Origin of the sequence: Nocardia sp. NPDC051052 (assembly GCF_044456045.1) — a bacterium.
GTDB lineage: Bacteria > Actinomycetota > Actinomycetes > Mycobacteriales > Mycobacteriaceae > Nocardia.
In genome coordinates, this window is sequence record NZ_JBITFL010000002.1 from 78,393 (window position 1) to 93,401 (window position 15,009).

Annotated in this window: 17 protein-coding genes; 7 read left to right on the forward strand and 10 right to left on the reverse strand. The window is 66.4% G+C overall.

All coding sequences use genetic code 11. The features are described 5' to 3' along the window. Window positions 1–185: 185 nt before the first annotated feature. A complete protein-coding gene (locus tag ACIBCN_RS05410; RefSeq protein ID WP_396990273.1) occupies window positions 186–542 on the forward strand; it encodes a hypothetical protein in 357 nt (118 codons plus the stop codon). A gap of 58 nt (window positions 543–600) precedes the next feature. Here the strand turns inward: ACIBCN_RS05410 and ACIBCN_RS05415 are convergent, their stop codons facing one another. From ACIBCN_RS05415 to ACIBCN_RS05430, 4 genes are all read right to left on the reverse strand, one after another. After that, window positions 601–1,614 (reverse strand): endonuclease/exonuclease/phosphatase family protein, encoded by a 1,014-nt coding sequence (locus ACIBCN_RS05415; RefSeq protein ID WP_396990274.1) that lies wholly within the window; start codon window positions 1,612–1,614, stop codon window positions 601–603. A 15-nt stretch (window positions 1,615–1,629) separates the two neighbouring features. Continuing rightward, window positions 1,630–2,715, reverse strand: coding sequence for a TIGR03857 family LLM class F420-dependent oxidoreductase (locus ACIBCN_RS05420; RefSeq protein WP_396991137.1), 1,086 nt, complete (start codon window positions 2,713–2,715; stop codon window positions 1,630–1,632). A gap of 47 nt (window positions 2,716–2,762) precedes the next feature. Beyond that, window positions 2,763–3,896 (reverse strand): phosphotransferase family protein, encoded by a 1,134-nt coding sequence (locus ACIBCN_RS05425; RefSeq protein ID WP_396990275.1) that lies wholly within the window; start codon window positions 3,894–3,896, stop codon window positions 2,763–2,765. An 88-nt stretch (window positions 3,897–3,984) separates the two neighbouring features. Next, complete coding sequence (locus ACIBCN_RS05430; RefSeq protein WP_396990276.1) at window positions 3,985–4,620, reverse strand: TetR/AcrR family transcriptional regulator; 636 nt, start codon at window positions 4,618–4,620, stop codon at window positions 3,985–3,987. A gap of 267 nt (window positions 4,621–4,887) precedes the next feature. Between ACIBCN_RS05430 and ACIBCN_RS05435 the strand changes: the two genes are divergently transcribed. Continuing rightward, window positions 4,888–5,814 (forward strand): SDR family NAD(P)-dependent oxidoreductase, encoded by a 927-nt coding sequence (locus tag ACIBCN_RS05435; RefSeq protein ID WP_396990277.1) that lies wholly within the window; start codon window positions 4,888–4,890, stop codon window positions 5,812–5,814. A 47-nt stretch (window positions 5,815–5,861) separates the two neighbouring features. Here the strand turns inward: ACIBCN_RS05435 and ACIBCN_RS05440 are convergent, their stop codons facing one another. Then, window positions 5,862–6,455: a TetR/AcrR family transcriptional regulator gene (locus ACIBCN_RS05440; RefSeq protein ID WP_396990278.1), complete on the reverse strand. Its 594-nt coding sequence runs from the start codon at window positions 6,453–6,455 to the stop codon at window positions 5,862–5,864. A gap of 217 nt (window positions 6,456–6,672) precedes the next feature. Between ACIBCN_RS05440 and ACIBCN_RS05445 the strand changes: the two genes are divergently transcribed. Further along, window positions 6,673–7,629: an NADPH:quinone oxidoreductase family protein gene (locus tag ACIBCN_RS05445; protein WP_396990279.1), complete on the forward strand. Its 957-nt coding sequence runs from the start codon at window positions 6,673–6,675 to the stop codon at window positions 7,627–7,629. Window positions 7,630–7,680: 51 nt separating this feature from the next. On the opposite strand, the gene ACIBCN_RS05450 is transcribed toward ACIBCN_RS05445, so the two are convergent. Then, window positions 7,681–8,676 carry an RNA polymerase subunit sigma-70 gene (locus ACIBCN_RS05450; RefSeq protein ID WP_396990280.1) on the reverse strand — a complete coding sequence of 332 codons (996 nt, stop codon included), beginning with the start codon at window positions 8,674–8,676 and terminating at the stop codon, window positions 7,681–7,683. 198 nt (window positions 8,677–8,874) lie between these two features. Between ACIBCN_RS05450 and ACIBCN_RS05455 the strand changes: the two genes are divergently transcribed. From ACIBCN_RS05455 to ACIBCN_RS05465, 3 genes are all read left to right on the forward strand, one after another. Continuing rightward, window positions 8,875–9,474 carry a TetR/AcrR family transcriptional regulator gene (locus ACIBCN_RS05455; RefSeq protein WP_396990281.1) on the forward strand — a complete coding sequence of 200 codons (600 nt, stop codon included), beginning with the start codon at window positions 8,875–8,877 and terminating at the stop codon, window positions 9,472–9,474. A gap of 229 nt (window positions 9,475–9,703) precedes the next feature. Beyond that, window positions 9,704–10,120: a helix-turn-helix domain-containing protein gene (locus ACIBCN_RS05460; RefSeq protein ID WP_396990282.1), complete on the forward strand. Its 417-nt coding sequence runs from the start codon at window positions 9,704–9,706 to the stop codon at window positions 10,118–10,120. Between the two features lie 163 nt (window positions 10,121–10,283). Continuing rightward, window positions 10,284–10,727: a nuclear transport factor 2 family protein gene (locus ACIBCN_RS05465; protein ID WP_396990283.1), complete on the forward strand. Its 444-nt coding sequence runs from the start codon at window positions 10,284–10,286 to the stop codon at window positions 10,725–10,727. A 74-nt stretch (window positions 10,728–10,801) separates the two neighbouring features. Here the strand turns inward: ACIBCN_RS05465 and ACIBCN_RS05470 are convergent, their stop codons facing one another. The 3 genes from ACIBCN_RS05470 to ACIBCN_RS05480 all read right to left on the reverse strand — a co-directional run bounded on the left by ACIBCN_RS05470 (window position 10,802) and on the right by ACIBCN_RS05480 (window position 12,802). Beyond that, a complete protein-coding gene (locus tag ACIBCN_RS05470; protein WP_396990284.1) occupies window positions 10,802–11,101 on the reverse strand; it encodes a hypothetical protein in 300 nt (99 codons plus the stop codon). Between the two features lie 79 nt (window positions 11,102–11,180). Beyond that, window positions 11,181–11,993, reverse strand: coding sequence for a hypothetical protein (locus ACIBCN_RS05475; RefSeq protein ID WP_396990285.1), 813 nt, complete (start codon window positions 11,991–11,993; stop codon window positions 11,181–11,183). Between the two features lie 275 nt (window positions 11,994–12,268). After that, window positions 12,269–12,802, reverse strand: a complete 534-nt coding sequence (locus tag ACIBCN_RS05480; protein ID WP_396990286.1) for a CAP domain-containing protein — start codon at window positions 12,800–12,802, stop codon at window positions 12,269–12,271. Between the two features lie 342 nt (window positions 12,803–13,144). On the opposite strand from ACIBCN_RS05480, the gene ACIBCN_RS05485 reads away from it, so the two are divergent. Further along, the gene (locus tag ACIBCN_RS05485; protein ID WP_396990287.1) at window positions 13,145–14,026 is read left to right on the forward strand and encodes a hypothetical protein; all 882 of its coding nucleotides are present in this window, start codon (window positions 13,145–13,147) and stop codon (window positions 14,024–14,026) included. Window positions 14,027–14,222: 196 nt separating this feature from the next. Here the strand turns inward: ACIBCN_RS05485 and ACIBCN_RS05490 are convergent, their stop codons facing one another. Continuing rightward, the gene (locus ACIBCN_RS05490; protein ID WP_396990288.1) at window positions 14,223–14,915 is read right to left on the reverse strand and encodes a hypothetical protein; all 693 of its coding nucleotides are present in this window, start codon (window positions 14,913–14,915) and stop codon (window positions 14,223–14,225) included. Window positions 14,916–15,009 lie beyond the last annotated feature (94 nt).

The following is a 15,009-nucleotide window of genomic DNA, read 5'->3' on the forward strand; positions in this document are numbered from 1 at the left end:
ATCGGGTGACATTGCCCCTCCTTGCGCCCCCGTGGATTGCCTCCATTTTACTTGTGCCCGAGCACTTTCGACAGTGCCGCGGCGACGCCACGACGGCCGCGTCGAATAAAAGCCGCCGTGTCGATCACCCCGCGAAATATCGGCAACCCTACGATTCAACTACGCGGAGCAGAGAGTGGGCATGCATGGAGATCGAGGAAGGTCGCACGAGCACACCCGCACTCGTGGCGGTGGCACTGTGGGGACTGATCGTCGCCGTACTGGCCGCGCCGGTCGCGGCGGCCTTGATCGGGATCGTCTACCGGTTTCCGATCCCGTTCGGTGACGACGCACGCGGCGTCGACGAGGTCGGCAATGCGGCCATGGCCTCGGTGTTCTACCTGATCAAAGGCGAAGGATTCGTCCTGGCCGCACTCGGTGCCGTCGTCGGCTACCTCCTCGCGCGAGCCCTCGCACCGAGCCTGATTCGCGCACTGATACTTACCGTCCTGTCCGCTTTCGGCCTGGCCGTGCTCGGCGCCATCAGCCTGGCCTCGATGTAAGAAGCCCGGTATACCGCACCGAATTCAGTGCGCTGGAAACGTCCAGCACACCGAATGATCAGGATGCGCCGGTCAGTTCGTACGTCGCGAGGATGCCTTTGTGGTCGCTACACCACCGAGGCGGTGTGGCCGCGAAATTGTCCTCGGTGGTTTCCTGCTGACGAGTGCCGCGCACGATGGATCCGCGGGGACCGACGATGCCGACCGCGGACAGCGTCAGCCCCTGGGCGAAGATGTAGTCGACGCGGTCGCGTTCGTCGGCCTCCGGAGCCCAGGCGAGTTCGGCGACATCCACTTCGACGTTGTCCGAGGGCCAAGTGAGTCCGGGGTGGGTGGCCGGATCGGGGTACATCGTTCGGTAGGCATCGAGGAATCCGGCTTGGTGCAGGCGCCGAGTGGACTCCCACGGCACCGTGACACCGTGGTGGTCGAACATATTCGAGGTGGCGGAGGTCCAATCCAGCACGGACGGCTCGTTCAGATCGCCACCCATGATGACCGAAGATCCCTGGGCGATCTCGGTTTTCGCGTCGGCGAGGAAGGCGCTGATCACCTCGGGGCGCCCCGACGCCGCGTTGACGCGCTGGATCGCGGCGGGGTCCGTCACCGGGCCGCCCGGCAACTTCTCGAAGTTGTCCTCGGCGAACTCACCCGGCGCGGGGACGCCGGGCCCGTAGCCGCGGGGCAGGTTCGAGGCGTACCAGCGGAACTCCAGATGCGCGGAGTAGGCGGTAACCAGCTCGCCGTCAATGTTCAACCGCGCCTTGACCATCCACTGCAGATCCGCATGGTCCTCGATCGAAAACACCGTCAGAATTCCCGTGTCGTGCGAGGCGACGGAGTTGAATTCGTGACCCCGCCTGGCCAATTCGGTCGCGACGGCGGCAGTCGCGGTGGTCGCTTCCGACAGCAGCACGATCGCAGCCCGGGTCGAGACTATGAGATCGGCGATCAGCTGCGTCCCGTCCGAGACCTTGCTGCCGCTGTGCCACGTGTTCAACGCGAGCACCCGGATCCCCCGCGCCGCGGCGGGGACCTCTGGCGAACCCAACTCGTCATCGTTTCGCGTCATCACCCCATCATGGCCTCATAAGAACTTTCCAGGGTTCGCGGCCACCGCCCGTCGCAGTGTGGGTCGATCGGCCCGGTAGGCGGCCACCACCGAAGCCAGTTCGGGTGGGCTCGCGCCGTGCATGATCACCGAGTGACAGCCGAGGTCGTACTCGCGCGAGATCTTCCGCACGCACTGCTCCGGCGTACCGTACGCGGCCGAGGCGAGCCATTCGTCGGGGATCATGGCGTCGAACTGCTCGAGCACGTCGACGGAGGCGGACGCATCGATGGGTCCGGCCGCCGCGGCATCGAGGAACAGCTGGGTGCCGCGGATCCGCTCCCAGACCTGCGGGTCCCATCCGTTGGCGGCGATGAGGATGTCGGCGTACGCCTGCAGGTAGGTCACCAGGCGGCCGGTCCGCCTGCGCAGCTGATCCTCTGCGGAGAGCGCGTCGCTCGCGGTGGCCAGGCACGACCAGATTCGCACGCTGTCCGGGTCCTTGCCTGCCCGTTCGGCACCACGGCGCACCGCCGCAACGGATTTCGCGGTGGCCTCGTCGGAGAAGAAAGTGTGCAGCACCACGAAGTCGCCGATCTCACCGGCGAGCTCGAGGGTCTTCGGGCCGACGGCGACGAAGCCGATCGGCGGCGCATCATCGAGGCCATTCTGGTGATACAGCACGGGCCACGAACCGGCGGGTCCGTCGTGACCGACGATGGTCTCGCCGGCCCAGAGGCGGCGCAGGATGCCGACGAAGTCGCGGAGCTGGGCCTCGGTGACCGCGGGCAGGCCGATCGCCTTCCAGTTCGCCGCCATGCCGCGGCCGAATGCCATGGCGTATCGGCCCTCGGTGAGCGCCTGCATCGTCGACCCCATCGTCGCGGTGACCATCGGGTGGCGGGTGTGGTGGTTGGTGGCGGCCGCCGCGATCCCCAGTGCGGTCGTGCACACGGCGAGGCCACCGGACAGTACGGCGGAGTCCTTGACGGTCATGCGTTCACCGATCATGCACGAGCCGAGGCCGATCTCCTCCGCGGTGCGCGCCTCCGGGAGCAGGACACGAGCATCGGCGGGGTGGCGGGTGATGCAGTAGTAAGCCAGTTCGTTCAGTTGTTCGATCACGAGAGTTGTTTTCCCCAAGCACTTTTCGATTCGATGGACGGGTACTAGGCGCCGATCTCGGCGAGGAGTTCTTCGACGAGCGACTTGTGGTGGAAGAGCACCTCGATGTCATCGGGACGTGCCATCTCACCGAAGTGGACCTGACGGCCACCGGCGCGCATGAAGACGACGCAGTAGTTGAGGGCGGCGTACAGCGTGTACCAGGTGAGATCGCCGATCTGCACACCGGCGCACTCGGCGTAGGTCGCCTTCACGTCCGCCATGCGCAAGAAGTCCGGCATGCCGGGGCGGCCGAAGGTGTTGGCGATCGTCTGGAAGACGCGGTGCGCGAACACAAGCCAGGCCACGTCGAGTTCACGGGGGCCGATCGTCGCCAGTTCCCAATCGAGTACCGCGACCGGGATGAAGTCCCGATACATGCAGTTCCCGATGCGCGCGTCGCCCCACGACAGGACGGTCTCGCCGGCCGACGTCTCGGGCAGGTTCGCGGTGAGCCACACCAGGATTCGCTCCACCAGCGGCGACGGACCGCTGTCCCGGGCCGCGAATTCGTACCATGCCCTGGCCCGGTTCAGTGTTCGCTCGAGCGGGCTCGAACCCGGCTGCCGCGGCTCGAGGAAGGCGAACGTGGTCGGCGCGTCCGGGATGGCGTGCAGTGCGGCGAGTGCCTCGATAGTGCTGTGCTGCAACCGGTTTTGCTCCTCGGGGCTGGCGTCGAAGAGCCAGTTGTCACCGAAGGTGTAGGGCATGACATCGGGCGGGACCAAGCCGTCGACGCGGTCCATCAGGAGGAAGGGCGTGCCGAGCACCTCCCCGGTCGGCTCGATGAACCGGGCCCGTGGGACGGGGACGCTGCTCGATTCCGCGACGATGCGCATGGCGTCGAACTGATCCGGCAGGTTGTAGTCCGCCAGGATGGGGAAATCGCCTGGGGCGGGCACCATCCGGGCGATCAAGTCGGCGACCTGAGGCGCTCCCGCTTCGGTCCAGGTCGCGCTCAGCACCAGGGTCTCCGCCGACATGCCGTTGCTGTCGATGCCGGCCCGCAGGGCGACGCTCGGTTCCGCGTCCACCGGCAGTTGCGTGGCCAGCCATGCGGTGAGGCGCGGGATCAACGTGCTGGTATCGCGGCTGCTGCGCTGCAGCCGCATGCCGTTTTCAGCCCGGGGTTGAGACATGGTCACTCCTGACACGATGGCGAAAGCTGCGGGTAACCATCGACCCACCGCGCCGCAATTGTCAACGAGGGTTCTCAATGAATGGGAGTTACGGCAGATAGGCCGTGATCGCGTCGACCAAACCCAGGCGCGCGCTGGCGATCTCGGCGGCGGGAGTGAGGCGGCGCTCGCTGTTGATGCCGCGGATCGCGGGCGGAATCAGGCAGCGAATCCGGTGCACCTTGTCCGGATCGAGCGGCAGATCGGCCAGGGAGTACTCGAAGGCCCGGAGCCAGGCGTCCTCGTACCCGGCCATGGCCGCAGTGGTTTGCGGGAAGACCGAAAGACGTTCCGCCTGATCGTTCGGCAGTCCGGCGCGGAGTGTCTCGACCGCACGGCCCTCCGGCGTGCCGAGGATGGTCCAGATGGCGTCGATCATTTCACGCACCCGCTCGCGGATCGAACCGCTGAACTCGGGCCATCTCTCGGGACTGTTCGCGCCGCTGCGATCGGTCAACTCGGCCAGGACCGCCGCCCACAGGCCGTCGATGTCGCCGAACTGATGCTTCAAGGTGCCCCAGCTGACCCCGGCCGCGCGGGCCACCCGATTCGCCGACAGTGGCTCGCCGGATCCCTCCGCGAGACAGGTGATGGCGATGTCGAGCAGTCGCTGCCGGGTCTGCAGGCCCCGTCGATTGAGGCGAGTTCCGGCCGCGGATTGCGTCGTCGGGCCCACTGCGGCCATCAGTACTTCCCTGCCGATACTTGTCGCATCTCTCGACCGTAGCGGCTTCCGATCCGGGTACCTCGCGAGGCTGCGGCCGGGGTCGAGTACGTGGATCGCCGCCGTGCGCACCATGATTCGTTCGTTGACACATTGAACACTTCGACATACTTTGTTCAACATGACTACCGTCATGACATTCGGGGCCGCACGTCCTGTCGGAATCGTTGCCGCGCAGGGTAATTCCTGGCTGCCCAGCGGTTCGCCGGACACTCGCGGTGGTCGGCGATGACGCGCACCACCGCGCTCGAGGTCGTCGACGGTATCGACCTGCACGGCAAAACGTGCGTGATCACCGGCGCGTCGTCCGGATTGGGCCGAGAATCGGCGCTGGCGCTGGCCGCCGCGGGTGCCCGTGTCGTGCTCGCGGCCCGCGATGCCAAAGCCCTGGCCGCGACACAGCAGTGGATCGGCGCGGAGGTGCCCGGCGCGCGGACCACCGCCGTCGTGCTCGATCTGGCGTCGCTGGCCGATGTCCGGCTGGCCGCGGCCGCGATCGCCGACATCGCGCCGCGGATCCACGTGCTGATGAACAACGCCGGGGTGATGTTCACCCCGTTCAGCAAGACCGCCGACGACTTCGAGATCCAGTTCGGCACAAACCATCTCGGCCACTTCGAACTCACCCGCCTGCTCATCCCCCAGCTTTCCGCCGCAGCCGGTGCGCGAGTCGTGATTCTGTCGTCCGATGGGCACTACATGAGTGACGTCGATCTGAGCGACATCCATTGGCACGAGCGCGAATACGACAAGTTCCACGCCTACGGTGCCTCGAAGACCGCCAATATTCTGCACATGGTCGAGCTCGATCGGCGGCTACGCGACCGCGGCGTGCGGACGTACGCGGTGCATCCCGGCATGGTCGCGACGTCGCTCGGTCGGCATATGACCCCCGAGGACATCACCACGCTGCGCGGTTACCTGCCGCGGCGGGCCAAGCGCATCGACCAACCCGCGGGCCCGAAGGTCGCGACTCCCGATCAGGGGGCTGCGACCCAGGTGTGGGCGGCGGTTAGTCCTGAGCTCGCCGATGTGGGTTCGGTGTATCTCTCGAACTGCGGAATCCGCAGGGACACTGCGCCTTACGCCGTCGATGAGGAGCATGCGGCAGCGTTGTGGGGAGTCTCCGAGAAGCTCTGCGGCGGGGAAAGCTGACCTGTGCTTCGCCGATGTGCGGAGGGGATACATCGGCGCGGTACCCATTACCGCGCGAGGCCAGCGACGATGTGCTCCGCGACGAATCGACGGACCGCGCGGGGGTTGTCCAGATTCACCCGCATGGGCGGCACCAGTTCGAAGCTGAGCAGCATCCGCACGATCCACTCGCCGGCACCGGCCGCGGCCACGCCCTCGCGGACCTCGCCGCGCTGTTCGGCCGCGCGCACCAGTGGTTCCCACAGCTCGAGCGATCGCGTCATCAGGGCATCACCGCTATTACGCAGCAGCAACAGCAGTACCGATTCGTTGATCGAGGCAGCGGCGATCGCATCGGAGCGCTGCCGGTGCGCACAGATCAGCACCGCGGCGGCAGCCACCTGATCGGCGAGCATCTCGTGCCGGCTGACCTCGGTGGCCAGCGCTTCGATGAACACCGACGCCGCGTAGTCCAACGCCGCTTTGATCGCGGCATCCCGGTTACCCAGTGCGTTGTACACGGTGCCGCGGGACACACCGGCCGCCTCGGCAACCGCGGTAAGGCTGAACTGTCTCGGCCCCAACCGCTGCAGCGTCGCCGTAGTAGCGCGCATCAGCGCAGGTGACACCACTCGCCCCGATTGGTCTACCGCCTCACGCATTTCACCAACTCTAGGGGGTGTCCTCGTCCCACTCACCCGGGCCATAGACCAACCGTTGCAGGCCTCGCGGGAAATGCAGGATGGCTCGATTCCTTTGTGCGGTGACTCCGGTCTACATGGTGAAGAGGCGGCCAGCGGAAGGCGGCCTCGATTGTCTGAGCCGAGAAGAGAGTTGATTGCCTTGAGTCTCCCCGTCACAATGCGTGCCCTGCGGCAGATGTCCCTGGATGGTCCGCAGGACATGCGGTTGATTACCGATGCGCCGGTGCCGACGCCCGGCACGGACGAGATCCTGATCCGGGTTGCCGCTGCTGGTGTGAACTTTCGTGATATTTCGCTGAGTCGCGGTTTATCGTCGGGCGGTCCGCAGGCTCCGTATCTGGCTGGGTTCGAGGCGGCCGGTGAGATCGTCGCGGTGGGCGCGGCGGTGACCGGGTTGGCGGTCGGCGCCCGCGTAATCGGTGTCGGCTACGGCGCTTTCGCCGAGTACATGGTGTTGTCTGCGGTCGCGGCGGTGCCAGTGCCTGACGGTTGGACGGCGGAGCAGGCGCTGGGCCTGGTCGTCAACTGGCCGACCGCGCTGGCCGCGCTCAGGCCACTCGGGCAGATAGCCGCCGGGGAGACCGTGCTGATCCATGCGGCGGCGGGCGGGACGGGCCAAGCCGCCGTGCAGATGGCCAAGCACTACGGCGCGACGGTCATCGCTACTGCCTCGCCGGATAAGCATGAGACCGTGCGGTCCCTGGGGGCCGATCATGTTGTGGACTCTCGCAGTGCCGATCTCGCCGCCGAGGTGCTGCGGCTGACCGCCGGTGCTGGTGCCGATGTGGTGCTGGAGTCGGTGGGCGGGGCCACCTTCGGTGCGAGCTTGGCGGCGGCCAAGCGGGTCAGCGGTCGGGTCGTCGTCTTCGGCCTGGCGGGTGGCGAGGCCTCGATTACCAACTGGGAGTTGGTGTATGAGCACCAAGTCCATCTCATCGGCCTCAACATCGGGGTGCTGATTCAGGCGGCACCGCGGATCTTCGGCGAGCTCATGGGCGAGCTGTTCGCGCTCATCGCCGCCGGTGTGCTCTCGCCCGGGCAGCCGACCACCTACGAATTGGCCGACGGCGCAAAGGCACTCGCGGAACTGGAGAGCAGGGCGACCGTCGGCAAACTTGCCCTGCTGCCGTGAGTGTGCGGGCCGGGACGTCGGTGACCCTCTCGCGGGCGACCAACCCCGCGATCAGTCCGCGAGCCAGTCCGGGAAGCCGAAAGTGGTGGTGACCAACGCCGAATGATGGAACGCGATCACCCGGGACACGCCGGTGACGGTGGGCTCCAGCACCACCGCGCCGTACGCCCCGAGCTTGCCGTCCGCGCCCCGGCGATAGACGACCGCGGCGGGATGACCGTTGGCGGTGGTCGCGAGCATTCGCCAGTCACCGGGCGCGCCGAGCACGTACTCGTCGAGCATGCGAATGCACGTCGTCCGGCCGGACTGCCAGTCGCGGAACGGTGTCGCCTCCAACGTGGCGTCCGTGCGCAGCACCTGTTCCAGCAGGCCGGCATCGGACCGTTCGAACGCCGCGATGTACCCGTCCAACAGCGCACGCGCCCGATCGTCGGTCGGTTCGAGCAGTTCCGCGGCCTTCGGTTCGAGTTCGTCCAGCCGGGCGCGGGCCCGCTGCAGGCCGCTTTTGACCGCCGCGGTGGTGGTGCCGAGGATCGCCGCGGTTTCGGCCGCGGTGAATGCCAGCACCTCGCGCAGGATGAGGATCGCGCGCTGCCGGGCGGGCAGGTGCTGCAGGCTAGCGATGAGCGCCAGCCGCAGCGACTCGCGGGCGACCACCACCGCCGCCGGATCGTCGTCGGCCGGGGCGATCAGCGCGTCCGGCAACGGTTCCAGCCACGAAACACCGCCCTGCGCAACAAGACTCGGCGGCCGATCGGGGCCGTCGTACGGCCCCGCCAACCCCGAGGGCAGCACCCGAATCCGCCGCGGCCGCAACGCTGTCAGACAGACGTTGGTGGCGATCCGGTAGAGCCAGGACCGAATCGACGCCCGGCCCTCGAAGCCGGAGTAGGACCGCCACGCTCGCAGGTATGTCTCCTGCACCAGATCCTCGGCGTCGTGCGCCGAGCCCACCATCCGATAGCAGTGCGCGAACAACTCTCGCCGGAACCGCTCGGTCTCCGCGACGAACCCCTCATGGCTCGGTGCCGACGGCTTGTTCGCCATGCGCTCGCTCCTTGTCAGGATCGGTCCCGCTGATCGGAACCGTCGCCCATTACGACCGTTACACCGCGCGGAAGGAATCGAACCCCAGGTCAAGGTAATCGCTGCGGCGATCCGAACGGCTGCGTTCGGACGCGGTCAGCGCTCGCACCGAGCTACGACGCGCTAGGTGAAACGAACGTTCTTGTTTAAACTGCGACCATGCCGCGGATCAGCGAGGAGCTACGGGCGCAGCGGCGCCGCCACGTGCTGACCAGTGCATGGACTTGTTTCGCGCACAACGGTTTTCACGCGACCTCGATGGACCAGATCGTCGCGGCGACCGGACTGTCCACCAGCGCCGTCTACCGGTATTTCGCCAGCAAAGACGAGCTGATCGACGCCACCGCGGACGAGGCACTCGCCCTCATCAGCGGCCTGTTCGCCGAGTTGCTAGCCGCCGAGCCGACACCGACTCCCGACCAGACCGTCACCGCGCTGGTCGCCGTCCTGCACCGGCGGGGCGCGCAGGAAGACTACGACCTGTCCCAGCTCGCCATGCAGGCTTGGACCGAAGCCCTGCGCCGCCCGCACCTACGCGACCTGGTCCGCAACTATTACCGTGCGACCCAGGCGAATTTCGCCGAACTCGCCCAGCGGTGGCGGGCCGACGGCCATATCGCCGCCACCGCCGACACCGACGCGGTCGCCACCCTGTTGACCACCTTGCTGCCCGGACTCATCGTGGTCGAACATCTAGGCGACGGCACCTCCGCGGCCCAAATCATCGCAGGCATCAACGGGCTGACCGGCACCCGCTGAGCCCAATCCGGCTGCGCGACTACGGCTCCGGCTGCCGCGCGCAGTATGCGGCGGCCAGTCGGCCAAGCCGACGGCACGCTCCGCTGCCGGCCGGGCGAACCGGCGAACAGTAGTCCGATCACGAAAAGCTAACGCAAACGATCGTTGTCGTTTAATCTGGCATCGCGGATCGTTGAACCAGCAAGTTCGGCTGTGGCGGCATGACGTGCGGAAGGACAGGGGGACTTCAGTGGCTGATTTCGCGGAGCGCTTGAACAAACTGTTCGCCACCGTGCATCCACCTGGACGGCCCCCGCACACGAATGCCGAGGTCGCCGAGGCGCTGACGACTGCCGGTCATCCGCTCTCCAAACCCTATCTGTCTCAACTGCGCTCGGGGCGCCGCAGCAGACCCTCCGCCGAGACCGCCGCCGCGCTGGCCAAGTTCTTCAAGGTGAAACCCGACTACTTCACCGATGACGCCTACGCCGCCAAGATCGACCACGACCTGGCCCTGCTGTCCCAGGTCCAGGGCTACAAACTGCGCCGCCTGTCCAGCCGCGCCTTCGACCTGTCCGAAGAGTCACAAAACCTGCTCACCGCCATGGCCGAGAAGCTCCGCGCCAGCGAGGGTCTCCCCCAGGTCCCACCCGACCCCGCGGACTGACCTGCCGTCGCGCGACGGGCGCCGGATACTCCTGCGAGACAGCACTTCTGGGACACGTGCATGGTTCAGCCGATCAGACGGCAAGATCAGCCGGTTGGGGGCTGGGCCGAAATCTGCGCGGCCGATAGCGTTCGGTTTTCGTTTCGGTGTTCTAGGAGGTTTGGTGCTCACGATTCAGGAGATTTCGGATCGGTTGGAGATTCAGGATTTGCTGGTGGCGTACGCGACGGCGATCGACAGCCTGGATTTCGACGCCCTGGACGAGGTGTTCGTCGAGGATGCCGCAATCGACTTGAGCGCGTTCGGCGGCATCGCGGGCAAGCTCGGCGAAATGAAGGAGTGGCTCGCCCAGAGTCTGCCGCAGTTCCCCGCGTTCCAGCATCTGATGGCCAACTCGGACATCCGCATCGACGGTGACCGGGCAACGGGCCGGATCATGTGCCTGAACTCGATTGCGATGCCGGCCCAGAACGGCGAGCCACCGATCGCGCAGCTCGGCATGTGGTACCTCGACGAGTACATCCGGACAGCGCAGGGCTGGCGGATCTCCCGCCGCGGCCAGCAGCGCAGCTGGACCCAGGGACTCGGCGCCGCGCCCGCACAGTGACCACGCGCCGCGTTCTCAGTTCGACGGCGCGTACCTGAGGGGGTGAGTTCGGGTCATCGAGCCGCTCGAGGTCATCACTCATGACCACCACCGGCCGGTGACCAGCCCGCAACCACCTGATAAGACAGCAGCTTGAACCCGCCCTCTGGGGCAGTCCCGCGCGGCTTGATCAAGGTCGTCACCGTGGCCACCGCGTTGCCGTGACTGTCGTTGGTACGGAACAACACCTGCCACGCGTCGATGTTGAACGGCGTCACCGACAGCAGCGCGGGCGTGATCTGGCGAGCCTTGATGATGCCGCCCGGCTCGGTCGACGCGATCACATGCGCGGGCGCCTTGTAGAACGGATCCAACCGCGGCGGCAGCACCAGCACCGGCAGCGGCTGGATCGCGACGCCATTGTCCGGCGGCTAGAAATGGCCGCTTCCTAGACCTGAGCGCAAAAAGGTCCGTTCACCGGGGCTCTTCGCGCATCAGGCGGGCGAAAGCGCGCAGGCCTGCGAGGATCTCCTGCTGATCGGTGATGCCGTCGAGGGCGGCATCGAAGCGCGCCGCGATCGCGGTGACGCGTTGATCGACCGTGCCGACCCGCTCGACCACCTCGGCGTGGTCGCGGGCGACGACGTCGCGCGTGCCGCGCTGTTCCTCACGGACGCGCTGATCGAGGCGCCGCACGTCATCGCGTAGCTCATCGATCTGACGGGCGTCGGAGTCGGCCTGCGCGAGAGCGGTCGATCGACTGGCGTCGAGCCGCTCGGTCAGGAATCGCACCTGTTCGCGCAGGGTGCGCACGTCGTCCGGCGGATAGGCCGCCTCCTCGGAGATGGCCGCGATACGCGCCCGCAGGTACGCGAAATACGCTGCCGCAGGCCGAATCAGCACGGTCGCGACGAAGAATCCGGCTACGTAATAGCCGATCTGGTAGCCGGTGAACAAGGCGACCGCCGCGGCGATGATCGCCGACACCACATGCGTCCCGATTGCCACCAGCAGCAGCCGCTCGGCCAAGGTGCCGACTTCCCGGGCCCGCCCCTCCGGCACCGCGATCTCGCGCTCGCGCGCCGTCTCGAACCGGTGCGCCACCTGCCGCGCACCGAAATACAGATTCCACGGCACGGTCAACACCGCCACGAACCAGAAGAACGCAACAAATCCCAGCCCGGCACCGATCACCGTCGACGCCGCCAGATCGGCCCACATCGCCAGTGCGGCAACCACGATCACCAGTGCCGTCGCAGCCCAGAACAATCCCCAATATTTCTGCACCGATCCAGCGTCGGTGACCCACCGCGATGGCGACACCGTAGGACTACTCGAGCTCGCCCGGCTGTATCGATCTTCTCGCGTGCCGTCGCGCAGTGCGGTCGGCGCAGCTTGGAGGCGACATCGCTGGTAGCGATAGGTCGGCAACCAGTCGACCTATCGCCACCAGCAAGTCACGGTTCTACGTGTTGTCAGCGGTGGCAAAAGAAATCACAGTTCCGGAAATTCGGCATCCCCGCACGAATTTCCGATCACTCCAATTTCAGTTAAGCGAAATCTCAACGACGCGCGCGCCCAGCGGAGAGATTCGAGCTCTGCCCATTGGACGTACCGAAGTCCTGTGTCCAAAAAGGAGTGCCATTTCGACCTGTGGCAAATCCGACGCCGATATCACGAAGGCCGCAATTGAGAATGTTGGCACGGTGGCCAGCGCTGCGCATCCACGCCCCGACCACGGCGGAGGCCCTCGATTGCCCCGATGCGATATTTTCGGCCCAGCTGCTTGCGCGGTAGCCCGCCGCCTTGATCCGATCACCCGGGCTGCCCTTGGCCGAGTCGTGCGCCAGGACGCCGCGGGCGGCCATGTCTTCGGTATGCGCCTGCGCGGCCCGGGTTAGGTGACTTTCGGCTGCCAGGGCGGGGCATCCGGCCTTCGCGCGTTCCGCGTTGGTGAGACCGACCACCTCGGCGGCGACGGACTGGGCCTGGGGTGCCGCCGGGGCCGCGGGAGCCGAGGCGATTAGGCAGGCGGAAAAAGTTGATATGACGAGACAAGTAAGTGAGGAGCGGATCAGAGCGGGAGAAAGACGCATAATTCAGACTCCACGGTTCGTATTACGTTTAAATAACGGTAACATCTCGTTCGGTGCCCCGGCAAGATCCCAGCAGCATCTTGGTTAGCCTCTAGCGGCCCGGTGGCAATCGTGCCGGATTCGACTTCATAACGTAGCGGGGATGACGAACCGTCCGATACGATGCGTGGCATCCAAAATGGCCGCGCCTCAGGACACCGGACGCGTTCGATCTTCGCCTCACCCCATGCTCTGCCATGGGCGGACGTGCGCAAATATCGCAGCGCCACGTCCGTCGCCCCCGGTGACACCGACGTGCGGGCACAACTGAATCGGTCGATTCGTTACTAAGGACAACAACTGATGGGCAAACACAACGCAAGGCGAAACCCTCTCGGTTCGATGCGGTTGGCCATGCTCTCGATGACCGCACTGATCGCCACCGGAATCGCCACCGAGCACGGGCCCTCGCCCGCGAATCAAGCCGCGATCCTGACGGCCACCATGACCGAACTACCGCCGCAAGCGCCGGTCGCCGATCCCGCGGGCACGGCAACCGACACGCAACAGCCGGTCAGCCGAGCGGGGTGGCCGATACGACCATCCATCGACGCGGACACACTCGATCAGCCGTCCAGCGACAAGGTGGGTCCGACCGGACTCGGCCTGCCGCTCACGCCGTTCGAGCCGAAGACGCCGGTGCCCGGCCGGACGAACACGCCACGACCGCACCATCAGAGCGAGCCGGCAGGCGCCCGTCCCGGTGCCCAAATCGCCCTTCCGCCAGTCGATCTCACCGCACTCCTGACCAACATCAGCACGGCCCTCAATGCGGGCGCGGCATTCGCCCGAAGCCTGGAGACCGGCAGCGCCGCCCGCAACACCGAAACGAGCAAACCCGCCGCGACGAGCAGCACCGAAGACGACACTGCCGCCGCGACGAGTCCCGCGAGCACACCTGCCAAAAATACCCAAATAACCCCTCCGGCAACGGATCTCACTACAGTGCTGACCACCATCAGCAACGCACTCGAAGTAGGCGCGGCATTGGCACAGGGATTGGAGTCCGACAGTTCGGTCCTCAGCCCCGGCAGTTCGGTCCTCAGCCCCGGCAGCGCGGCCCTCGGCTCGGGCAGCGCAGGCCTCGATGGCGGTAGCTCGATCGCCGGAACCGGGAGCGCGGCACTCGGCCCCCTCGCCGCAGTGCTCGCTCCCCTGAGCGCCGCGGCCTTGGCCTCCGCTTGACGCCCACGCATCGCGGGTCACCTCGCCCGCCACCCGCCTGACGCCGCCACCATCGAACCCGACACCACGGCCGGACTGGAGCAGGTCACCGAGCAACCCGAGCAAGGTGCGCTCAACCTGCCCCGGTCCGGCCGGCAGATCGGCCCGATCCGGCCCGTCCAATACCGGCGAATGGCCGAATATCCCGGTGCGACACCTATATAGGACGAAAGAGCGAGGCCTCATCGAAAACCGCCAACCAGTCCGCGCCGACCGCCCGATAGCCGAATTGGGCACTCAACGCCTCGATCACCGCGGGCATATGCGCCGCGCCGTAGACGATCCCCACCACCTCGCGACGGTCCTGACGCTCCTGATGGATCTCCGCCAACGCCGACACCAGAGCCTTATCCCGGTCCCGAAGGAGGGTTTTGTTCATGAACCGAAGCCGCACCTCGGAGTTGTCGTACACCTCGAATCGCGTGCGCAACAACCAGTTACGACCACCCAAAGCCATCACCACCACATAGAACGGGGTGAGCAACAGTAGGTCGAGCAGCGACAGCACCGCCGTCCGTCTTCTGCGATTGTGACGCGAGAGCGCGTCCGGCCACACGATCGGTACACCGAGCGCCGCGTGGTCGATGTCCTGATGCACCAGGTCTCGTGCCGCACGTTGAAAGGTCAGTCGCATCGCGAGGACGATGGCGAGGCCGGTCGAGCTGGGGGTGTCGGTACCTTCGGAGACGACCAGGTCGCATGCACGCAGGCGGTCGGCCACCTCCAGGTAGTACCGGCGCTGACCGATGTGCACCATCGGAAAGAGCCGAAAGGTCAACGGGTTTCCGCGTACTCGGAGATCGATGACCGACGACCGCAGCCCGAAGACGCTGAACTCGGTGATCTGCACGGCCCACCTCCCCGATGGCCGGTCGCAGGAGTCACGTACTCGCTCCCGGTATAGCTACAGAATACGGTTGTACTGCCTGCGTAACACCGCCGCG